Annotated in this window: 18 protein-coding genes; 10 read left to right on the top strand and 8 right to left on the bottom strand. The window is 59.9% G+C overall.

Annotation, left to right across the window (positions count from 1 at the left end):
• Positions 1 to 307: 307 nt before the first annotated feature.
• The 9 genes from kdpF (at position 308) to HDE80_RS10165 (ending at position 12290) form a co-directional block, all read left to right on the top strand.
• Positions 308 to 400 (top strand): K(+)-transporting ATPase subunit F, encoded by a 93-nt coding sequence (gene kdpF, locus HDE80_RS10125; protein ID WP_179477788.1) that lies wholly within the window; start codon positions 308 to 310, stop codon positions 398 to 400.
• Positions 397 to 2199 carry a potassium-transporting ATPase subunit KdpA gene (kdpA, locus tag HDE80_RS10130; RefSeq protein ID WP_184670485.1) on the top strand — a complete coding sequence of 601 codons (1803 nt, stop codon included), beginning with the start codon at positions 397 to 399 and terminating at the stop codon, positions 2197 to 2199. Before kdpF ends, kdpA begins: the two co-directional genes overlap by 4 nt.
• Positions 2200 to 2246: 47 nt before the next feature.
• The gene (gene kdpB, locus HDE80_RS10135; RefSeq protein ID WP_184670487.1) at positions 2247 to 4334 is read left to right on the top strand and encodes a potassium-transporting ATPase subunit KdpB; all 2088 of its coding nucleotides are present in this window, start codon (positions 2247 to 2249) and stop codon (positions 4332 to 4334) included.
• A 79-nt stretch (positions 4335 to 4413) separates the two neighbouring features.
• A complete protein-coding gene (locus HDE80_RS10140) occupies positions 4414 to 4623 on the top strand; it encodes a hypothetical protein (protein ID WP_184600657.1) in 210 nt (69 codons plus the stop codon).
• A gap of 83 nt (positions 4624 to 4706) precedes the next feature.
• Positions 4707 to 6203, top strand: a complete 1497-nt coding sequence (locus HDE80_RS10145; RefSeq protein WP_184670489.1) for an outer membrane beta-barrel protein — start codon at positions 4707 to 4709, stop codon at positions 6201 to 6203.
• A gap of 8 nt (positions 6204 to 6211) precedes the next feature.
• The gene (gene kdpC, locus HDE80_RS10150) at positions 6212 to 6793 is read left to right on the top strand and encodes a potassium-transporting ATPase subunit KdpC (protein WP_221437507.1); all 582 of its coding nucleotides are present in this window, start codon (positions 6212 to 6214) and stop codon (positions 6791 to 6793) included.
• A gap of 219 nt (positions 6794 to 7012) precedes the next feature.
• Positions 7013 to 9694, top strand: coding sequence for a sensor histidine kinase KdpD (locus HDE80_RS10155; protein ID WP_184670491.1), 2682 nt, complete (start codon positions 7013 to 7015; stop codon positions 9692 to 9694).
• Positions 9695 to 9771: 77 nt separating this feature from the next.
• The gene (locus HDE80_RS10160; protein ID WP_184670492.1) at positions 9772 to 10467 is read left to right on the top strand and encodes a response regulator transcription factor; all 696 of its coding nucleotides are present in this window, start codon (positions 9772 to 9774) and stop codon (positions 10465 to 10467) included.
• Positions 10468 to 11096: 629 nt separating this feature from the next.
• Entirely contained in the window at positions 11097 to 12290 is a 1194-nt protein-coding gene (locus tag HDE80_RS10165; RefSeq protein ID WP_184670494.1) for a hypothetical protein, read from the top strand.
• Positions 12291 to 12348: 58 nt separating this feature from the next.
• Here the strand turns inward: HDE80_RS10165 and HDE80_RS10170 are convergent, their stop codons facing one another.
• From HDE80_RS10170 to HDE80_RS10185, 4 genes are all read right to left on the bottom strand, one after another.
• Positions 12349 to 13800, bottom strand: coding sequence for a glycosyltransferase (locus tag HDE80_RS10170; protein ID WP_184670496.1), 1452 nt, complete (start codon positions 13798 to 13800; stop codon positions 12349 to 12351).
• 104 nt (positions 13801 to 13904) lie between these two features.
• On the bottom strand, positions 13905 to 14552 hold the full coding sequence (locus HDE80_RS10175; RefSeq protein WP_221437508.1) for a cytochrome b: 648 nt from the start codon (positions 14550 to 14552) through the stop codon (positions 13905 to 13907).
• 180 nt (positions 14553 to 14732) lie between these two features.
• On the bottom strand, positions 14733 to 15776 hold the full coding sequence (locus tag HDE80_RS10180) for an alpha/beta hydrolase (RefSeq protein ID WP_184670498.1): 1044 nt from the start codon (positions 15774 to 15776) through the stop codon (positions 14733 to 14735).
• 135 nt (positions 15777 to 15911) lie between these two features.
• On the bottom strand, positions 15912 to 17462 hold the full coding sequence (locus HDE80_RS10185) for an MFS transporter (RefSeq protein ID WP_184670500.1): 1551 nt from the start codon (positions 17460 to 17462) through the stop codon (positions 15912 to 15914).
• 112 nt (positions 17463 to 17574) lie between these two features.
• Between HDE80_RS10185 and HDE80_RS10190 the strand changes: the two genes are divergently transcribed.
• A complete protein-coding gene (locus tag HDE80_RS10190) occupies positions 17575 to 18483 on the top strand; it encodes a LysR substrate-binding domain-containing protein (RefSeq protein ID WP_221437509.1) in 909 nt (302 codons plus the stop codon).
• Here HDE80_RS10190 and HDE80_RS10195 read toward each other — a convergent pair.
• The 4 genes from HDE80_RS10195 to HDE80_RS10210 form a co-directional block, all read right to left on the bottom strand.
• Positions 18476 to 19765, bottom strand: coding sequence for an MFS transporter (locus tag HDE80_RS10195; RefSeq protein WP_184670502.1), 1290 nt, complete (start codon positions 19763 to 19765; stop codon positions 18476 to 18478). The two genes, HDE80_RS10190 and HDE80_RS10195, sit on opposite strands and share 8 nt — an antisense overlap.
• 3 nt (positions 19766 to 19768) lie before the next feature.
• Positions 19769 to 20098: a hypothetical protein gene (locus HDE80_RS10200; RefSeq protein ID WP_184670504.1), complete on the bottom strand. Its 330-nt coding sequence runs from the start codon at positions 20096 to 20098 to the stop codon at positions 19769 to 19771.
• Between the two features lie 2 nt (positions 20099 to 20100).
• On the bottom strand, positions 20101 to 20661 hold the full coding sequence (locus HDE80_RS10205; RefSeq protein WP_184670506.1) for a cysteine hydrolase: 561 nt from the start codon (positions 20659 to 20661) through the stop codon (positions 20101 to 20103).
• Between the two features lie 134 nt (positions 20662 to 20795).
• A complete protein-coding gene (locus HDE80_RS10210; RefSeq protein ID WP_184670508.1) occupies positions 20796 to 21248 on the bottom strand; it encodes a MarR family transcriptional regulator in 453 nt (150 codons plus the stop codon).
• Between the last annotated feature and the right edge of the window lie 108 nt (positions 21249 to 21356).

The raw sequence follows: 21356 nt of genomic DNA on the forward strand, positions 1-21356 counted from the left end.
TCGTGCCCCGTGCCGCAGGGTCTTGCGAAGAAATTTACGCGTTGTTTACGCGTGGGAGCCGAATCGCTACCCCTTTGTTATGCGGCAATTCCTACAGTGCGCACCTTACTTTACCGAGTCTGCGCCGATGGATTTCGTCTATCTCCTGCTTTTGATTGTGCTTTGCGCGGCCACGCTGGGTCTCCTGCTGATCTGCGATCGCCTCAGCCCGCGCAAATAGCTTGATCGCCGGTCAACTCCGGACTGAATCCGCCGTTTCGCCGCATCCGAGGCGGCTTTCTCCAGCAACGTTATTGAGTCTTATCTCATGAATGTCCTTTATGTCCTCGCCGGGCTGATCGCTGTGGCGCTGACCGGCTACCTCTGCGTGGCACTTCTCAAGCCGGAGTGGTTCGAATGACCACGAATGACTTTGTCCAGATCGGATTTTTCCTGGTCATCCTGTTGCTGCTGGTCAAGCCGCTCGGCGGATACATGGCCAACGTGTTCTCCGATACGCCTAATCGCGTCACGCGCTTTGGTGGCGGTGTTGAGCGCTTGATCTATCGACTGTGCGGCATCCGCCAGGACGAGGACATGGGCTGGAAGCGCTATGCGCTGGCGCTGCTGATCTTCAACATCCTTGGCCTGCTGGTGGTTTACGCACTGCAGCGTCTGCAGCAATGGCTGCCGCTCAACCCGCAGCACTTTCCGGCGGTAACGCCAGATTCCGCGCTCAACACTGCGATCAGTTTTGCCAGCAATACCAACTGGCAGGGCTACGGCGGCGAGTCGACAATGAGCTACCTCACCCAGATGCTGGGTCTGGCAGTGCAGAACTTTCTGTCGGCCGCGACTGGTATCGCGGTACTCATTGCGATCATTCGTGGCTTCAGTCGTCGCAGTGCGCAGGGCCTGGGCAATTTCTGGGTCGACATGACGCGCAGCACGCTGTACGTGCTGATGCCGCTGTCGCTGCTGCTGACCATGCTGCTGGTATCGCAGGGGGTGGTGCAGAACTTCAAGTCGTATGTGGATGTGCCGGTCGTGCAAACCACGACGGTAAGCGAGCCGGTGCTGGACGCCTCGGGTGCCGCGGTCAAGGACAAGGCCGGCAATCCGGTGATGAAGCCGACCGACGTTTCCACGCAGACCCTGCCGATGGGGCCGGCGGCTTCGCAGATCGCGATCAAGCAGCTGGGTACCAACGGTGGCGGTTTTTTCAACGTCAACTCGGCGCACCCCTACGAGAACCCCACCCCGTTCAGCAATTTCCTGGAGCTGCTGTCAATTTTGCTGATTCCCGCGGCGCTCTGCTACACGTTTGGTGAGCTGGTGAAAGACAAGCGGCAGGGCTGGGCGCTGCTGGCGGTGATGTTGGTGATCTTCGTGCCGCTATTGATCGCCTGTACCTCGGCCGAGCAAGCGGGCAACCCCGCGTTCAACGTGCTGCATGTCGACCAGACCGCGTCCGCGCTGCAGGCCGGCGGCAATATGGAAGGCAAGGAGACGCGTTTCGGCATCGTCAACTCCACGCTGTGGGCGACGGCAACCACGGCAGCGTCGAACGGCTCGGTCAATGCAATGCATGACTCGTTCACTCCGCTCGGCGGCCTGATCCCGATGTGGCTGATGCAGCTGGGCGAAGTGATCTTTGGCGGCGTCGGTTGCGGCCTCTACGGCATGCTGGCTTTCGCGGTGGTGGCGGTATTCATTGCCGGATTGATGGTAGGTCGCACGCCGGAGTATCTCGGCAAGAAGATCGAAGCCTATGAAATGAAGATGGCCAGCCTCGCGGTGCTGCTGCCGTGTGCCTTGGTGGTAATCGGTACGGCGATTGCGGTGACGGTGCCGGCCGGGTTTGCTGGTGTGGCCAATCCGGGCGCGCACGGCTTCAGCGAAATGCTCTACGCGCTGAGTTCGGCGTCCAACAACAACGGCAGCGCTTTCGGTGGCCTCACCGTCAACACGCCGTTCTGGAATGTGCTGCTGGGTATCTGCATGTTCCTCGCCCGCTTCCCTCTGATCATCGCGATGCTGGCGATGGGCGGTGCGCTGGCAGCCAAGCGTCACGTACCGAACTCGGCCGGCACACTGCCGACGCATACGCCGCTGTTCGTCACGCTGCTGGCCTGCGTGGTGATCGTGATCGGCGCACTGACCTTTCTGCCGGCCCTGGCCCTGGGGCCGATCGCCGAATACCTGATGTCTGTCCACTGACGCATGCGTCATTAAATCCTGACATTGATTCATTCTGGACACTGAATATGACTTCGCACACTGAAACGATGGGCAACCCACCTGTCGGCAATTTCAACCGCACGCTGGTCGTTGCAGCGCTCGGCGATTCCTTCCGCAAGCTGTCGCCGCGGCTGCAGTTCCGCAATCCGGTGATGTTCGTGGTATTCGTCTGCAGCGTGCTGACCACGTTGCTCTGGGTGCAGGCGCTGGCCGGTCACGGTGAAGCGCCGACGGCCTTCATTTTCTGGGTCAGCCTGTGGCTGTGGTTCACCCTGTTGTTCGCCAACTTTGCAGAAGCGCTGGCCGAAGGCCGCGGCAAGGCCCAGGCCGATGCCTTGCGCAGCTCACGCAAGGACGTGATCGCCAAGAAGCTTGCCAGCGCCGATCGTAATGCGGAGATCGTCTTCACACCATCGAACGAGCTGCGTACCGGCCATCACGTATTGGTGGAAGCGGGCGAGGCGATTCCCGGCGACGGTGAAGTGGTCATTGGCGCGGCCAGCGTCGACGAGAGCGCGATCACCGGCGAATCCGCGCCGGTGATCCGCGAATCCGGCGGCGATCGCAGCGCGGTCACCGGCGGCACCAAGGTGCTGTCCGACTGGGTGGTGGTGCGTATCACCAGCAACCCGGGCGAAAGCTTTCTCGATCGCATGATCGCGATGGTGGAGGGCTCCAAGCGCCGCAAGACGCCGAACGAAATCGCGCTGACGATTTTGTTGGCCAAGTTCACGCTGATCTTTTTACTGGCCTGCGCCACGCTGCTGCCGTATTCGCTCTACAGCGTCAAAGCCGCCGGGCTCGGCCATCCGATCACGCTGACTGTGCTGATTGCACTGTTGGTCTGCCTGATTCCCACCACGATCGGCGCGTTGCTGTCGGCGATCGGCATCGCCGGCATGGATCGGATGATCCGCGCCAACGTGATCGCCACCTCAGGCCGTGCGGTGGAAGCTGCCGGCGATGTCGATGTGTTGCTGCTGGACAAGACCGGCACCATCACGCTGGGCAACCGTCAGGCCGTGCAGTTTCATCCGGCGCCAGGGATTGCCGACCACATCGTTGCCGAGGCGGCGCAGCTGGCTTCGCTGGCCGACGAAACGCCGGAAGGCCGCAGTGTGATCGTGCTGGCCAGAGAGAAGCATGGCCTGAGCGAGCCCGAGCTGGCCGAAGGTGAAGCGCAGTTTGTGCCGTTCACTGCGCAAACCCGCATGAGCGGTGTCGACATCGGTTCGCGGCAGATCCGCAAGGGTGCACTCGATGCCGTGGAAAAGCATTTGGAAGCGCAGAGCAGCCACCTGCCGCCGTTGGTCAAACGCATGGCCGAAGACATCGCCCGTCGCGGCGCCACGCCGCTGATCGTCACTGAAGGCGCACGTGCGCTCGGCGTGATCGAGCTGAAGGACATCGTCAAGATCGGCATCAAGGAGCGTTTTGCCGAGATGCGCAAGATGGGCATCAAGACCATCATGATCACCGGTGACAACCCGCTCACCGCGGCGGCCATTGCGGCCGAGGCCGGCGTCGATGATTTCCTCGCCGAAGCCACGCCGGAAGCGAAGCTGAAACTGATTCGCGACATGCAGGCGGAGAACCGCCTGGTCGCGATGTGTGGCGACGGTACCAACGACGCCCCTGCGCTGGCGCAGGCCGATGTGGCGGTGGCGATGAATACCGGTACGCAAGCGGCCAAGGAAGCCGGCAACATGGTCGACCTGGATTCCAACCCGACCAAGTTGATCGAGGTGGTGGCCATCGGCAAGCAGATGCTGATCACCCGCGGCGCGCTGACCACGTTCTCGATCTCCAACGATATCGCCAAGTACTTCGCGATCATTCCGGCCGCGTTTGCCACCACCTATCCAGCACTGAATGCGCTCAACGTGATGCACCTTGCCACACCGCAGAGCGCCATTCTGTCGGCGGTGATCTTCAATGCGCTGATCATCATCTTCTTGATTCCGCTGGCGCTGAAGGGTGTGAAGTACCGCGCGCTGGGAGCGGGTGCGCTGCTGCGTCGCAATCTGCTGGTGTACGGCCTGGGTGGCATCGTGGTGCCTTTCATCGGCATCAAGATCATCGACATGTTGCTCGTTGTGTTCGGGATGGCCTGATTGAAATCGGCCTGATTACGTCTCTGCCTTCGTGCCGACGTTGACCGGCATGCAGGCCTACTTCTCTGGAGTCTGTGATATGCAAACCCTGAAGCTTTCCGTCTCGCTACCCGATGCCACTCATCCCGATATGGAGCTGCGCCTGTCGGCCAATGATTCGGACTGCGAAGTCGTCATCGCGCTGCCCACGGGTACACGCGTCGATCTGGTCAAACCCACGGTCGTCAGCGTCAACCCGCTCAGCGCGGTCAACGACGAATACGAGCTCGGCGGTTACGCCGGTATCTGACATCACAAAAATATTTCTTCCACTACTTCTTTCACCACCAGTCTGGTCCGGCACGGGCCACAGTTGCAGGGGCTTTTACTTTTATGCAGTACAAGAAACTTATTTCCAGTGCGATTCTCGTTGCGATGATGCCAGTTGGTCAGGCGATGGCTACGGTCGACGCCTCGTCAGGCGCAGCGCTCACTCCGGATTCGCAGTCGGCTATGTCCGCTCCGGCGACGGCCAAGGTATCCAGCAGCGATTGCTCGGTCGGCTTTTTGAGCCGTTTTGCGGCCGCCTATCGCGAGGACGCGGAGCCGGCCGATCCGAATGCGCCCGCCACGCCGCGTCGCGCCATGCTGGCACCGCTCGACTCACCGCCTTTCCCCAACTCCGAATGGCAGCTGGGTGGGGTCGACGCGCCGATCGGTGTGCCGGATACGAACTCGCAGTACCCGTTGGAAAAAGCGCTGTCCTGCACCGCCGTCGGCCAGTGGATGAAAAACAACCGCATCGAGGTATTTGGCTGGATCAACCCGTCGGCCAATGCCAGTACCTCCAACACGAGCAATTATCCGCTGTCGTACGCCACGCGGCCGAACCGCCTGGAATTCAATCAGTGGGTGCTGAATATCGAGCGTGTGCCCGACACGGTACAGACCGATCATGTCGACTGGGGCTTCGACATCTCCAACCTGTACGGCTACGACTACCACTTCACCACGATGAAGGGCGTTTTCAGCAATCAGCTGTTGAACAATCCGGCCGGCGCCAACGAGCCGCTGTCCGGCAAGATCTACGGCGACGATCCGATGCTCTTCTACTACGACCTGTATATCCCTTCGGTCGCACAGGGCATGGAGATACGTTTCGGTCGCTGGCTGTCGCTGCCGGACATCGAGGCGCAGTTTTCGCCGCAGAACTATCTCGTCACGCACTCGATTCTCTACACCGTCGATCCGTACACCCAGATGGGTGTGATGACGACGACCAAGCTCAACAACCAGTGGACGGTGCAGCTTGGCATCAACGGCAGCAACGACACGGCGATCTGGAATTCCGCCGCGCGGCCGTCGCTTCAGGCCTGTGTGCGCTGGGTTTCCAAAAGCAACGACGACATGCTTTATCCATGCGTCAACAACTTCAACGAGTCCGACTACAACTATAACAACGTGCAGATGTACGTGATGACCTGGGGTCATCGCTTCAGCCAGAATTTCCACATGCTCACCGAGTCGTACTACATGTACGGGCGCAACGTGCCCGGCTTTGGTCCGGGCGAGACGCCAGGAATCACAGGATCGTCGCCGCTGCCGGGCAAGGCAGCCGAATACGGCATCGTCAATTATCTGAACTTTGAACTGAGCCCCAGCAACATGCTGTCGTTCCGCAACGAGTTCTACAACGACCAGAAGGGTCAGCGCACCGGTTTCGCCACCCGCTATACCAGCCACACGGTGGGCATTACCCATTGGGTGTCACAGGACCTGGAGATCCGCCCGGAGCTTCGCTACGAGCACTCCTACGATCTTCCGGCCTATGACGAAGGCAAAAAGAGCAGCCAGACCGTGGCGTTGCTCGACGCCATCCTCCACTACTGAGAAACATCATGGGCAAATTACTGCGTCAATCCATCATGATGCTGCTGTTGATGACGGTCATCACCGGTGTCGCGTATCCACTGGTCGCTACCGGGCTGGCTCAGGTGATTTTTCCTGGGCAGGCCAACGGCAGTCTGATCGTCAAGGACGGCAAGCCGATCGGTTCCACGCTGATCGGTCAGTCGTTCACCGATGCTAGGTACTTCTGGGGTCGTCCGTCGGCCACGACGCCGAATCCGAACAATGCGGCATCGTCATCCGGTTCCAACACCGGTCCGACCAATCCGGCGCTGGTCGATGCGGTCAAGCAGCGTATCGATGCGCTGCACGCGGTCGATCCGACGAACAACGCGCCGGTGCCGGTCGATCTGGTCACGGCTTCGGCCAGCGGTCTGGATCCGGAAATCTCACCAGCGGCGGCACAGTATCAGGTGGCGCGCGTGGCGCAGGCACGCAAGCTGAGTGCGTCGCAGGTGCAGGCTCTGGTTAGTGAATACACCAGCGGCCGCACGCTGGGCATCCTCGGCGAACCCCGCGTCAACGTGCTCAAACTCAACTTGGCACTGGATGCGCCGCAACACGGAAGCTGATGCTATTGGGCGATGGGATTAGTGTGGCAAGCACTTGGGGAGGTTGCAGAGCGGAAGCCGGATTCTCGGCTTCCGCTCTGCCGTTTTGTGTTGTGGTCACGAGTTCTATAGCCCTCGTTTTATGACGCACGCACTGGCATGCTTGATAGCGCAGACCACTGCCTGGCTGTGCGGACACCTGGATGTTTTACGGGACGCCCTTGACCGGAGTTGCGCCGCATGACCGAATCTTCCCGTGAAGCCCGTGCCGATGCGCTGCTCAACACCGCGCATGAAGAGCACAACCGCCGGCTGAAGATTTTTCTCGGTGCCGCACCAGGCGTGGGTAAAACCTACGCGATGCTTTCCGCCGCGCGCGAGCTGAAGCGGCAAGGTGTTGACGTCGTGGTCGGTCTGGTTGAAACGCACGGCCGTGCTGAAACCGCCGCGTTGTTGGAAGGCATGGAAGTGCTGCCGCGTCGGCCGGTACGCTACGAGTCGTTCAACGGCGGCGATCGCGAGTTCAGCGAATTCGATCTCGACGCTGCGCTCGCGCGCAAGCCAACCGTGCTGCTGGTCGATGAGTTGGCCCATCGCAATCTGCCGGGCGGCCGCCACGAGCGGCGTTGGCAGGATATCGCCGAATTGCTGGATGCCGGCATCGAGGTCTACACCGCGCTCAACGTGCAGCATCTGGAAAGCCTCAACGACCAGGTGCAACGCATCACCGGCATCACCGTGCGCGAGACCGTGCCCGATGCGTTTCTCGATCACGCACGCGACATCGTGCTGATCGATCTGCCGCCGCGCGAGCTGATCGCACGGTTGAAGCAGGGCAAGGTCTACGTGCCGGAAACCGCGGCCGCTGCGTTGAACGCGTTCTTTTCGCCGACCAACTTGGCCGCGTTGCGCGAGCTGGCGGTAGGCACCATCGCCGATCACGTCGACAGCGATCTGCGCGAACACATGTTGGCGCGCGGCAGCGCCATGACGGTACGTCGGCGCGTGCTGGCCGCGATCGATGGTCACGCGCAAAGTGATTATCTGGTGCGCGTGGCGCGGCGCATTGCCGAGCGTCGTGGTGCGCCGTGGAGCGTTGCGTATGTCGACACGGGCGCCCGGCTCGATCCGGTGCGTCGTGAGCAGCGCGATGCGGCCATGCGGCTGGCACGCCGGCTCGGCGGTGAAACCATCATTCTGCGCGGCCACTCGATCGCCGACGAATTGCTGGCGCACGCCGATCGCGAAGGCGTTGGCCAGATCATCCTGGGCCGCACGCGCGAACGGCTGATCGCGCGTATGCTGGGTCGCTCGCTGACGCAGATGCTGCTGCGTCGCGGCGCCCACATGGAGTTGACCATCATCGCCACGCCGGCCGAACGGGCCAAGGCGCGCCGACGGCTGAGATTGCCACGTGATCGCGGCAGCCGCAGCGAATACGTCTACGCCACGCTGGCCACGTTGGTGGCTTTCGGGTTGGCCTTCATTGCCGACCGTTATCTCTCCGTCGCCAATCTGTCGTTGATCTTCCTCACCGCCGTGCTGGTAGTGGCCGTTCGAACGCGCATGACCGTAGCCGTCTATACGGCCATTTTATGTTTTATCGGCTACAACTTTTTCTTTGCGCCACCGCGTTACACGCTGGAAATTGCCAATTTTGACGACGTGCTGGCAGTTACGCTGTTCCTGGTTGCGGCCCTGGTCTGTAGCCGACTGGCTACGCGGCTCGCGAGTCAGGTGGAATCGCTGCGGGCGTCACACGCGCAGACCCGCGCGCTGCTGACGCTGGGTCAGCAGCTGAGTACCAGCACCGACGCCGACGGCATTCGTGCTGCCGGTAGCAGGGCGCTAGCGCGCGCGTTGCACTGCGACGCGTCGATGTTGGCGCGTGACGCCGATCAGGTGCTTCAAGTGGTCGCCAGTGAGCCGACTGATCGCGTATTTACTGCGCAGGACTTGGCCGCCGCCGACTGGAGCGATCGCCACGGAGAGCAGGCCGGTCGTTTCACTGACACTTTGAACGCTGCGCCATGCTGGATCCTTCCGCTGGGCAGCGATACCCGTCCGCTGGGCGCCATTGGATTGCGTTTTGATCCGGCAGAGGGCGAGCCCGATGCCGACCGGCGTAGCCTGGCGCTGGCGATGGCGCAGGATATCGGTCAGGCGCTGGAACGCGCGCGTTTGTCCGACGAACTGGAGGGCGCGCGTGTGCAGGGCGAAACCGAGCGCCTGCGCAACGCATTGCTGTCTTCCGTCTCGCACGATCTGCGTTCGCCGCTGGCTTCGATGATAGGGGCCGCCGGCACGCTGATCAGCTACGAAGCCAAACTGCCACAGGCTGAGCGGACCGAGCTGCTGCAATCGATTCTCGGCGAAGGCCAGCGGCTGGATCGCTATATCCAGAATCTGCTCGACATGACCCGGCTTGGCCACGGTACGCTCAAGCTCAGCCGCGACTGGACCGATAGCAGCGAGATCATCGCGGCCGCTGTCACGCGACTGCGTAAATTGTTTCCCGATCTCCGCGTGGAGACGGTGGCGCCACAAGAGCCGATTCTCCTCTACGTGCATCCGGCGCTGATCGAGCAGGCGCTATTCAACATTCTGGAAAACGCCGCGCGCTTCTCACCGGCCGACGAAGCCGTGCGCGTTACGGTACAGAGCAAGGAGGAGCGTCTGCTGATCGACGTCAGCGATCGCGGCCCCGGCATTCCCGAAGCCGAGCGTGCGCAAATCTTCGACATGTTCTATTCCGTCTCGCGCGGGGACCGCGCGCCGCAAGGCACCGGCCTCGGCCTGGCCATCTGCCGTGGCATGATCGGCGCGCACGGCGGCAGCGTCGAGGCCTTGCCAGGTGACGGCATCGGTACCACCATCCGCATCAGCCTGCCGTTGCCGGCGCCACCCGGCTCTGATCCGTGATCATGTGATCGTAATGCGTGATGCATGATGCCGGTTTCGGGCTGCACCATCCTGACCTTCAACACGATGAAACCTTCATGACCTCGGCTTCCCCACGCATTCTGGTGATCGACGACGAGGCGCAGATCCGGCGCTTTCTCGACATTGGCCTGCGGGCAGAAGGCTACGAGGTGTTTCTGGCCGCCAACGCGGCGGACGGCCTGGCGCTTGCGGTGACGCAATCGCCCGATCTGGTCATTCTCGACATCGGCCTGCCCGATCGCGAAGGCCACGACGTGCTGGCCGAGCTGCGCCAGTGGACACAGGTGCCGGTGATGATGCTGACCGTGCGCGATGCCGAAAGCGAAAAAGTACGTGCGCTCGATGGTGGCGCCAATGACTATGTCACCAAGCCCTTCGGCATCCAGGAGCTGATGGCCCGATTGCGCGTACTGCTGCGCAGCCGCCCCGGCGAGCCGGCGACCCAGCAGCGCTACGACGATGGTCATCTGGTCATCGATCTGGCCCGGCGAGAGGTGCATCTCGACGGCGTCCTGCTGTCGCTCACTCGCAAGGAATACGCCGTGCTCGCCATGCTGCTGCACCACGCTGGCCGTGTCGTCACCCAGCAACAGGTATTACGCGAACTCTGGGGTGCCACTCATGTGCAGGACACTCATTACCTGCGCATCGTGCTCGGTAAGCTCCGCCAAAAACTCGGCGACGATGCAACCACACCGCGCTGGCTGAAAACCGAGCCCGGAGTAGGTTATCGGTTTCTTGGAGCGGGTTGAATGGAGTGTCCGCTTTCGGTCGCCGTCAGAAGCGGACTCCGCGTTTTGCGTTGATCTGGCAGATGGGATTAGCTTGATCAACATCGACCCATTCATGAACTTCGTTTTTGAAACGTCAACATGCCACTGTCTAGCGAGGCGGGCGCAGCATAGAGTCGCGTAGCGCGGCCTCGTGCAGCACTTCGTCCAGGCAAGCCGTTTCTTCAGTGTCTAATTCGCTGTGTCCGGGGCGATGCATGCCTGTCGGTGAATTGACGGCTTCAGAAGTCGCCGCGTTATTGGAGTCAGAGTTCACAGCGCCCGTTGCGCTCATGGCAGTTCCTTTGGGGTTTGGATTGTTGTCCGGCAAGAATGTATGGCACAAGTCGATCAGTTTCTAGAGGAGGCCAATAGATGGTGTCTGCCTTGGGTGCGGTCACTACAAGCATGCCGTCGAGTCGCCCCGGCTGCAACGATCGTTTGCGGCAAGAAGCGGTTCCTGGCGGCTACCCATTGTCGGCAATGACAACCTTCACATACTCAGATGGGCTTTGGGCAGTACGCTTTGGGGAGAGATAGGTGTCCCCCTTGAATAGGTCACTGTGATGAAGCCCCTGGACTGCCCTGCAGATCGTAAGCACTTCCAGCCTATGAGCCTTCTCATCTGTCTTGTCGGGTTGTTGCTAACCAGCAGTGCAGTTTCCACGCCGGTCACTGATAAACCGACATTGATTCGATCTGTGCCGGCTCATGCAGCAAGCTTTAAGGATGGTGTGTCGTCGACGGGATGGATCGACTTCAACTTCGCAGATGGCAGAAGCATTTTGGTTCCGGCGAAGGTTAACGGCCAGAGTGTATGGGTCAAGCTCATTGACGGCGATGAAACCTCTTACATCGACAAGGATTTTGCGGCTTCCATTGGATTTCAACCGCCCACTGCGACCAAAACATTTGGTGATGTCAATGTGCAGGTTCAGCTGGGTGAACTCACTCTGCGGCGTGTCAAGACATCGACCGCAGACCTGGGCGCCAAACGTACCGACCCTTTGTTTGCTCCGTTTATCCTGAGTGACGACTTGTTCAATCAAGTGGTGGTCGACATTGATTTCGCGCATCACCGGGTGGCTTTTCAAGATCCCCATGCCGCGATCAAACTGCCAAGCGGTGCAGTGGAAATTCCACTCATCCGGTACCTGGATGCACGAACGGTCCCCATCTCGGTCGAGGGCGCGGCGCCCGTACCGTTTGAATGGTTCCTGGGCGACCCGGCCCCCATCACGGTGTATCAGCCTTACTATGAAACGCACAAACTGTTGCAGAACAGACCTACCTCCATAAGGCTTGGTGGTGGCCTCAACGGTCAGCATCCGCAAGAACCCGTCGCGACTTTGAGTCGTGTCCAGTTTGCCGGCGTAAGTTTCAATCAGGTGCCGAGCGTGTTCCCATCCAACACGGTGCGTGGGAGCGGCTCCCCTCTCGTCTCGGGCAATATTGGCCTGGAGTTGCTCGCCCGGTTTCGGTTGATCGTCGACTATCCCCACGATCGCCTTTATGCGGTGCCCAACATCGATACCGAAAGCGTGCCGTTCGCCAAGGATCGGTTAGGCCTGTACCTGAGCAAACAAGGCACCACTTTTGTGGTGGATTTCGTTTCTCCAGACAGTCCGGCGCAGACAGCCGGTTTTAAAGCCGGCGAACGGATTGCCATGATCGATCAAAAGGCAGCGGCGGCCTGGACTCAGGCCGAGCTTACCAATCTGCGGTTTGCCACCAAGGAGACCACGATCGTGTTCACCATGGAAAGCGGCGGCATTCGGCAAGTCAAAGCGAAAGACTATTTCTGACGAACGCTCAAATTACATGGCTTGCCGATACTTCGGCGGCATCGCGATGCCCTGCAGCTCAGAGTTTGCTCGCTGAATTCAGGCCTTCCCGATGTTGTGCGCCCCATTCGTTACGTCGGAGCAGGAAGTACAACCAGCCGAGCGTCGCGCCGCCATGACGCATCAGCTGAAATGAGAACGGCTCGACTATCGAGGCGAGTAGCGCCATGCCAAAGCTCGAGCTGGTGCGGTCACCACTCCAACGCCGGTATAGATGCAGCGACCAGGATTGAAACGCCAGATCGATGGCGATCTTGGCGAGGATGATCGCCAGCACAGGCAGCACGATCGTGAACCGACCGCCAAACAGGAAGGCGAGCAGCAGGCCGAACGCAGCCAGTCCGTAGAGCGGCTGCACGGTATCGAACGCCTTGACCGGCAGCATCAGCGTGCCGAGCGTGCCGTAGCGTCGGTTGCCAATCATGCTGCGATACCAGTATTGCGTCTGCAGGAACCCGGCGAACCAACGCCGCCGCTGCCGCAGAAAACTGCCCAGCGTACTCGGTGCGTCGGTGCGCGCCTTCGCGGTACCGATGACGCGTACGTCCCAGCCCAAGTCCCGATCGAACGAATAGCGGCGTACTCGGTGAATCAGCTCGTAATCCTCGACCAGACATTCCGGATCGAAGCCGCCCACCGCCAACACGGCGTCGCGCCGGAAGCAGGCGAAAGCGCCAGAGATCAGCAGCAGGCTATGTGCGCGCATCCAGGCGTAGCGGGAAACGAAATTTCGTATGTACTCATAGGTCTGGAACCACTGGAAGAAACGGCCACTTAGCGTCTGGCTGCAGACCGGCGACAATAACCCGGCCGCTACAACCATCTGTGGCAACACAGCGAACGCATGGGACATCGCGGCACAGGCTTCCGGCTCGAGCAGCGTGTCCGCATCAACCGTCATCACTGTCTCGGTCGTCATTACGAGCATCGCTGCGTTCAGGGCGCGCGCCTTGCCGCCATGCGGCAGGCGCAACCAGCGCAGTACGGGGTGGGAGGGGCTCGGTTCACTAAGCTTGCCTTCGCCAGGATCGACCAGGCCGTAGCGGCTCGCGAGCAACGCCGCCGTGCCATCTGTTGAACCATCGTCGGCGATGACAATTTGCGCTGGCAGGCTGGTCTGAGTGAGCAGCGCATTGAGCGTGATCGGCAGTACAGCCGCTTCGTTATGCGCGGCGACGATCACGCCGAGCGTCGGCGGTGGGCGGCTGGCCGCAACATGCGGCAACGGCTTCATCAGCGACAAAGATTTCCATGCGACGAAGATCAGCAGCAGGGTGTCATAGATTACATAAGCAATGCCGGTAGACCACGCGGCGACGCCATGCAGAAAGAATGCCCGCGCGAACAACACCAACCACAGCGCCATCACACCTCCGTGTATCAGCACGCTGATGGCCGGTGTGCGCACGGGCGAGATACGCGGCGAGGCAAGCGCCCGCGCGCGATCAAGAATAGAAAAGGGCGTGTCCATCAACATCCTTAAAGAATCGATAGCAGTATTCGATGCCAACCGGCCATGTCGGCATCGGATGTCGCTGTTGCGTTATGACATATACGTCGGCCGCCATGCCGCGGTTACGGCAACATCCGTCCCAGCACCGCGTGGCGATCGATCCACTGATGCTTGAGCGCACCGGCGATGTGCAAAGCCAGCACCACATAAAGCGCATAGCCGCACCATGTATGCAGCGTGCCCAACTGGGTATGCAGTTGGTCCTTTAGCGCCGGATCGAGATGCATCAGAAAGCCAAGGCGCGGCCAAGGCACGAGCCCGAACAGATGCATCGGATGCGTCGCGGCGGCGCTCCACGCCGAATCATGCATCCAACCGGTCAGCGGCAGCGCGAAAATCAGCACGTAGAGCGCGATATGTGCCGCATGCGCGGCCGTTTTCTCCCAGCCGGGAAACACAGCAGGTAGCGGCGGCGGCCGATGTGTGAATCGCCACAAGACGCGCGCGATGGCGAGCCCAAGCACGGTGATGCCGATGGACTTGTGTGTATCGATGACAAAGCGCGCATCGGTATCCGAAAGCACCGACGTTGGCAGCAATGCGGCACTCAGCCCCAGGGCGATATTGGCAAGGATCAATAGCGCAATCGACCAGTGCAACAGCATCGCGACACGCGTGTATTTCAACGAATCATCGGCGACGGTGGTTGCCGAAGGAGGCAGCACATGCCGCGCGCGGGGAGAAGTTTGAATAGGTGGCGAGGTTTTCACGACGATCTGCTGTGAGAGGGCAATGGCTGATCAGATCAGCGTGGGATTGGCTGTCCGGATATTGGGAGGCGGTCAGTGCAAAATGGGGGGGCGTCGTGACGCACCAACATTAAACGTCTCGGGCTGACTCGCTTGTTACGACTTGTAAGTTCAAACGTCGCTATCTGGAGTGGGTTGACATTAGCGAGCGTAAGGCATTCGATCTCGCGAGATGGCGAGCACCTGATCAACGGCATCGATGACTGCTTGCGGGCGATCCAGCTGAATGAAGTGCCCCGTGTTCGGGACTAACTCGTTGACGCCGCGTGTCGACATGGCGGCAACTTCATTATGCATTTGTTCCCAAATCAGGGTGCGCTGATTTCTTATCTCCTGGGTCTCATCCTTTCCCTTGGGGAACGGCGTATGCGTCATGACTATGATCGGCATATCACCGAAACTGCGGCGGGTTGCCCGGGTCTCGTCCGCGCTCTTGTAAAAGATATTTTCCTTCTCGGATAAGACTGCACTTTGCCATCCAGGTGTCGTGCTGATCCGGATTTTCACGTCATTGATGGCTTGGCTCATGTATGGGTCGGGGTCAGGGATGCATGTTTTATAGGCCGGCGTGCCTTTGATGAACCCTTCCTTTGCTTCGTCGACGCAGAGCCGCGCTTGCTTTAGCGATGCCTCCCATTGTGCGTATCCATTCCAATTGTCGCTATCAATTTTCCACGAGCGCTGGGACTGGTCTTCGTGTGACGGATCGATCAACACAAGTCCAACCACCTCCGTGGGGTAGCGATCAGCAAAAACGCGCACGTTCATTCCGGCAGATGAGTGGCCAACCAGAATGTAGGGAGGCGCAATATGTGCTGCTTGGAGCAGGCGGTGAAGATCATCGGCAATGTTTAGCGTTGTACCCGGATGATCCGTAGGGTCGCTAAAGCCGAGTCCCGCGCGGTCGTAAGAGCAAGTCCGCGTTTTCTTCGCTAGACGAGGTTGCACCAGGCCCCAGGTGCTAGTCGATTCGCCAAGGCCAGCGTCGAAAATGATAGTCGGCGAACCTGATCCTCGACAGTAAAGATTCAAGCGTCGCCCATGGTCCACGTCGACGAGATGCTGGGGTTTTGTATAGACAGGATCGGTAACCAAGGGACTCTTGGGTGCCTCTTGAGCATGTGCTTGGCTCGCGATAGCCAAGCACAGCAAAGAGACTATCGTTGCGACGTAACGATTACTCATACTTCCCCTGGCTAGCTATGCCGCTGATTGATGCCGGAGTGTGCCACGTGCGGAGATTTGGTTGGGCCCACTGCCTGCGGGTCAGCGAGCAGTTTTCGGCCGCCTGCTCAGGCGCTGATGCCCTCAATCGCTCGTCTATACCAGTGTCGCGCCTGATTCGACTATAGCGCCAGATCTTCCGGGCTTTGCGAGTAATGCGAACACCACGAGCGACGATATAAGGGTGATTGCCACAAGCAGATGGAGAAGTGTTTTGAACGCCTCTCCGTATTGCGTGACCATGATCGCGCGGCTGATACCGGGTAGCTGCAGAACGGCATGCGCAAGATTGCCTGACGACAGGCTTGCGCTCGCCTCGCTGATCGGTGTGCCGATGCGCGCGTTTTCGTCTGTCAATAGTTGACTGAGCCTGGATTGCGTCAATGCAGCGAGGACGGCAGTGACGATGGCCAGCGCGATGCCCTCTCCCGCAACCCGGGTAGTGCTGAAAATGCCGGTCGCCATGCCCGCGCGATCTTTCGGCACTACGCTTACCGATAGTCCATCCATCAGACCCCAGGGTAATCCGGTGCCGCATCCAATCATCAGCATCGGCAACACGAGTGCGCTTCCTGTCTCGCGAATGCCGACGCGGCCAAGCAGATAAAGCCCCGCCGCTGCGATAAGCAGTCCGGTGCCGGAAAGTACACCGGGGGAAAGCCAGCGGGTGAGCCACGAGGCGAGTGATGGAACGACCAGCATCGGTGCCGACAAAGCAAGCATGAGTATGCCGGCGTCTATTTCACTGAGGCCGTTCACGCCAATAAATCGAAGTGGCAGCAGCACGAGCAGCACGATGTAGCAGTAGCAGGTGCCAATCGGAAGAATTTGCACGCCGATAAATCGCGGATAGCGGAATAGCGCCAGATCAAGCATTGGCCGTTTTACCCGACGCTCGACGATCACGAAGAGCGCCGCAAAAATGGCTGAAGCGATCAGCAGGCTCAGTACGATGGCGCTGTTCCAACGATGATCGGTTGCTTCAACGATGCCACTGGTAAGCAAAACCAAGGTCATGGTGAAAGTGGTCGCGCCCGGAAGGTCGAGCCCTGAAGCTTGCGGATCACGCGATTCGTGCATGCGCGGTACGCCGAAAAGGAGTGCCGCTATCGCCACCGCGGAGATAAACAGAAAGATCGAACGCCATCCCCAATGCTCGATAAGAAAACCCGCGAGTAGCGGGCCAAAGGCCAGCCCTGTGCCGAAACTCGTGCCGAGCATGCTGAAGGCACGTGTGCGGGCTTGACCTTCAAACACTTGAGCAAGCGCTGCCGATCCTCCCGAAAGTGCCGCCGCCGCGGCTAGGCCTTGCAGTGCACGTAGTACGTCAATCCAGAATACCGACGGAGCGGCGGCCAGCATCAGCGATAGCAGCGCAAATGCGCCCACGCCAGTGGCAAAAAGCCTCTTTCGCCCATAGGCGTCAGCCAAGGCGCCGGCAGCCATCAACGAGCTGCCAAAGGCCAGCATGAAAGCGTTGGTAATCCAGATCAGGCTGGTGGTGCTTCCGCCGAGCTGTCTCCCGATGATGGGTGTGGCCACTGCGCCGGCTGAAAAACTCAGCGGCAGAATCAGGGCAGCCAGGCAGATGGCAGCGAGAATAAGCAGCGAAGCTTTCTGCGAAAGATTGTTCGGTTGACTGGACATGGCGATATTCCGGACTGTGGAAAGACGGCGGTGATTGATCACCTGGCAGCCATTGCCATGCTATAGATGCACTAATGATCAATAATCAGCTCAAATTTCCGAGTACTACGGAATGAAACGCTCGAATAAACCAATCGAAAGCCTCGGCCGCGTTACCGCCTTTGTGCAGACCGCCGAGAGCCTCAGCTTTGTGGGTGCGAGTCGGATATTGGGTGTTTCGGCGTCTGCCGTCGGCAAGACCGTCGCCAGACTGGAACAGACGCTGGGTGTGCGACTGTTCCAGCGCAGCACGAGAACCGTCCGGCTCACGACCGAGGGCGAGCTTTTCTACGAGCGCTGCCGCAAGGTGCTCGATGATTTGCATGATGCCGAGGCGATGCTCTTGCAGTCGTCCGAGCAACCGCGGGGACGACTGCGCGTGAGTTTGCCGACCATCGGCTATCGCTTCCTGGTGCCTCATCTCGCCGAATTTCATCGGCTCTATCCGGAGATCGAGCTCGACCTCGACTTCAGCGACCGGCTGGTCGACATCATCGATGATGGTTTTGACGCTGTGATCCGCAGTGGCGACCTGGCGGATTCGCGATTGATGTCCAAACGACTGGGACCATTCCACTTCGTGCTTTGCGCGGCTCCGCATTACATTGCGAAACACGGCACGCCAAAAAATATCGTGGACTTGGGCGACCACTCCTGCTTGCAGTTCCGTTTCCCGACTAGCGGAAAAATTCGAGGTTGGCCATTTCCGGATGAAACGCGATCACCGCAGCGAAGTCAGTCGTCGTTGCTCACTTGCAGCAATATGGAGGCGATTCGTGCACTGGCGATCGAAGGTCTTGGCCTGGGTTACATGCCGGACTTTCTCGCCAGCGATGCGATCGAGGAAGGGCTGCTTGAGCGCATTCCGCTGGAGCTGCCAAAAGACGAAGGGCAATTCTCGGTACTCTGGCCGTCAAGCCATCAGCTGTCGCCAAAGATCCGAGTGTTCGTCGACTTTGTATCGTCCCGCCTTTTCAAATAGCCCCGCTGATTGACTCGCTCAGCGCTTCGCCGTTGTCGATGCTGAAGCGAATGCGTCTGCCATCCATCCGTACGCGCAATTGTCGGTATTTGGTGAGGTAACGAAGCCCGATAATGGCCGCCACCAGGCCAGCGGCGGCGCCGACGGCAAGCGCCCAGCGGGGGCCGAAGGTGTCTGCCACCCAGCCGACGATTGGCGCACCGATCGGTGTGCCACCGAGTGCGATCGCCATCACGATCGCCATGACGCGGCCACGCATCGCGGGATCGGTAGACAGTTGCACGGTGCTGATCACGGTGGTGGTGAATGTTTGTGCGGATACGCCAATGATTACGAGGGCGCCGCCGAACAGCCAATAGGTTGGCATGACCGCAGCGACGGCCAGGCCCAGGCCGAAAACGGCCGAAGCGACAAAAACCAGCGCGACGTGCGCTTTGGCGCGCTGGGCGGCGAGCAGGGCGCCAGCGACTGAGCCGATCGCCATGATCGACGTCAGCAAACCGTATTCGCTGGCGCCCGCGTGAAACGCCGTGATCGACATGGTCGAAATATAGATCGGAAAGTTGAGACCGAATGTGCCGACAAACAACAGCATGAACAGCACGGATTTCAGATCGGATCGATGCCAGACGTAGCGGAACCCTTCGACCAGACTCCCGCGCGTACGCACGGCCCTTGCGCCGCGATGAAGCTGGTCCACGCGAAGCAGGCACAGCGAAACAATTACCGCAGCGTAAGAGACAGCGTTGATCAGAAACACCCATCCCGTACCGACACCAGCGATCAGCAAGCCGGCGACGGCAGGGCCGATCATCCGTGCCGCGTTGAACGAAGTGGAGTTCAACCCCACCGCGTTCGACAAATCCGCTTCGCCCACCAGCTCGGAGACAAAGGTCTGCCGCGCCGGTGCATCAAACGCGGCCGCGCAGCCGAGCAGGAAAGCGAACACGTATACATGCCATAACTGCACCAGACCCGTGATGGTCAGAATGCCCAGGCCGAGTGCCAGCAAGCCCATCGTCGCCTGTGTCGTGAGCAGCAGCTTGCGTCGGTCGAGATGGTCGGCTGCAAAGCCGCTGAATGGAAGCATCAGCAGCTGTGGTCCGAACTGCAAACCCATCACGATGCCGACAGCGGTCGCGTTGTGATGCGTTAACTGGGTCAGAACGATCCAGTCCTGCGCCGTGCGCTGCATCCATGTGCCCACATTGGATACGATCGCACCGCTGGCCCAAAGCCGGTAATTGCGGTTGCGCAGCGAGCGGAAGGTGCCTGTTGTCACTCGTCATTTGCCCTTGGGCAGATTGCCGCCATGAAAGCGCCCGAAGCGGCGTGCCATCAGCACGCCCATCAGAATCATGCCCAGCCCCAAAGCCGCTGCGTGATCTGTAGCCCGCAAGTCAAAGTCACCGACGCGCAAGAGAAGCAAGTAGCTGAAGATCAGATTCAGAAATCCCCACAGCACGTTGACTGTCGATGATGAGAGTCCTTCGCCGGGAGGCTTGGCGAATGGGCTCTGAAAGGGCCGGCCCATCATGCCGCTGACAAAATGCGGGACGGCATTGCTCAGAAAGGCACCGCCAAAAAACCATGCCAGGTAGTGAGTCCATGCCATGATCAGGCGCTCCTTGCCAGCAGATCGATGACATCCTGCGTGGAGCCGGTTTCCGCGATCCTCGGGAAAATACGGGTGATGCTGTGGGTGTGCTCGTCGAGGCTACGATCGGTCATCGCATCGCTAACCAGCGTGACGTTGAAGCCGTTCTCATACGCATGACGCGCGGTCGACTCGACGCCGGAACTGGTGGCAACGCCGACGATCACCACCTGCGTGACGCCTTGCTTCTTCAGGTATTCATCCAGGTCGGTACCGGTGAATGCGCCGCGGGTCTGCTTGGTCACCAGATGATCCTGTGGTTGCTGATTGAGTTCGGGAATGAGGTCGGCCCAACCCGGGGGGAACTCACCGCGATGGCGCGACTGCTCCACGCGGCCCGGTGAAACACCCGTCACATTGACGAGCACCACCGGCAGGTCACGGTGGCGGAATGCCGCAAGCAGGGCGCAGGAGTGTTTGATGATGTCGCCGATCGGGTGCGCCGTGGGCAGGCCGACGATGCCTTTCTGCAGATCGATGACAATCAATGCGATGTTCTTGTCCAGCGTGGTGAGCGCCATGGGCTTCTCCGTTGGTGATCTTGCATACATGACAAATGGGCGACGAAGGTTGGGCTGAGCGCAGCGATGCCCAATGTTTCGTGAGGCCGATGTTGGGCATCGCTGTGCTCAACCCAACTCACAGAGGCATGGGCCTACGAATCGACGAAGCGTTTGAGTAGCTCGACCGCAGCGCCAAGCTTTTCCTGTTCCCTCGTTGAGAACTTGGTGCTGATGGCGCGGAATAGCCAATCTTCCCGCGCAGCGCGACCGGCCTTGATCTCTTTTCGACAAGCAGCGGTGAGTGATAGAAGGGTTTGTCGCCCGTCGGTCGGATGCGGCGCGCTGCTTATATGTCCGGCTGCTTGCAGGGCGGATACCGTGGCACCCATGGATTGCGGGCGCACGCCATCGGCCTTGGCCAGCGCTGTTACCGTCGCCGAGCCGTCGCGCTCCAGATGAAGCAATACCGACTTTTGCGATGCGGTGAGATCGCTCGAGTGGGCTTGTTCGCGCAGTCGACGAATGAGCTGGCCGATCAGCACGCGCAGTTCTCCGGCTATCGCCAGCGCGCGGGCGCTATCGGGATCGCTGTGTTGATCGTTCATGCAATGTCCATCATTTAGTAAGCAAAACTACTAAGGTAAACTTAGTAGTTGAATAATCGGCTTCCGGTACACGACTGTCAAGCTGCGCAGCGGCGTCCGCCTGCAAAG

It is taken from the genome of Rhodanobacter sp. A1T4 (genome assembly GCF_014207185.1).
Classification (GTDB): Bacteria; Pseudomonadota; Gammaproteobacteria; order Xanthomonadales; family Rhodanobacteraceae; genus Rhodanobacter.

What these genes read in the sequence shown, in the direction of transcription:
- kdpA (WP_184670485.1), top strand. Translation starts at nt 397, where the DNA reads ATGACCACGAATGACTTTGTCCAGATCGGATTTTTCCTGGTCATCCTG.
- HDE80_RS10200 (WP_184670504.1), bottom strand. Translation starts at nt 20,098, where the DNA reads ATGGCATGGACTCACTACCTGGCATGGTTTTTTGGCGGTGCCTTTCTG.
- HDE80_RS10160 (WP_184670492.1), top strand. Translation starts at nt 9,772, where the DNA reads ATGACCTCGGCTTCCCCACGCATTCTGGTGATCGACGACGAGGCGCAG.
- HDE80_RS10170 (WP_184670496.1), bottom strand. Translation starts at nt 13,800, where the DNA reads ATGGACACGCCCTTTTCTATTCTTGATCGCGCGCGGGCGCTTGCCTCG.
- HDE80_RS10140 (WP_184600657.1), top strand. Translation starts at nt 4,414, where the DNA reads ATGCAAACCCTGAAGCTTTCCGTCTCGCTACCCGATGCCACTCATCCC.
- kdpC (WP_221437507.1), top strand. Translation starts at nt 6,212, where the DNA reads ATGGGCAAATTACTGCGTCAATCCATCATGATGCTGCTGTTGATGACG.
- HDE80_RS10210 (WP_184670508.1), bottom strand. Translation starts at nt 21,248, where the DNA reads ATGAACGATCAACACAGCGATCCCGATAGCGCCCGCGCGCTGGCGATA.
- kdpF (WP_179477788.1), top strand. Translation starts at nt 308, where the DNA reads ATGAATGTCCTTTATGTCCTCGCCGGGCTGATCGCTGTGGCGCTGACC.
- HDE80_RS10205 (WP_184670506.1), bottom strand. Translation starts at nt 20,661, where the DNA reads ATGGCGCTCACCACGCTGGACAAGAACATCGCATTGATTGTCATCGAT.
- HDE80_RS10185 (WP_184670500.1), bottom strand. Translation starts at nt 17,462, where the DNA reads ATGTCCAGTCAACCGAACAATCTTTCGCAGAAAGCTTCGCTGCTTATT.
- HDE80_RS10165 (WP_184670494.1), top strand. Translation starts at nt 11,097, where the DNA reads ATGAGCCTTCTCATCTGTCTTGTCGGGTTGTTGCTAACCAGCAGTGCA.
- HDE80_RS10180 (WP_184670498.1), bottom strand. Translation starts at nt 15,776, where the DNA reads ATGAGTAATCGTTACGTCGCAACGATAGTCTCTTTGCTGTGCTTGGCT.
- HDE80_RS10190 (WP_221437509.1), top strand. Translation starts at nt 17,575, where the DNA reads ATGAAACGCTCGAATAAACCAATCGAAAGCCTCGGCCGCGTTACCGCC.
- kdpB (WP_184670487.1), top strand. Translation starts at nt 2,247, where the DNA reads ATGACTTCGCACACTGAAACGATGGGCAACCCACCTGTCGGCAATTTC.
- HDE80_RS10145 (WP_184670489.1), top strand. Translation starts at nt 4,707, where the DNA reads ATGCAGTACAAGAAACTTATTTCCAGTGCGATTCTCGTTGCGATGATG.
- HDE80_RS10155 (WP_184670491.1), top strand. Translation starts at nt 7,013, where the DNA reads ATGACCGAATCTTCCCGTGAAGCCCGTGCCGATGCGCTGCTCAACACC.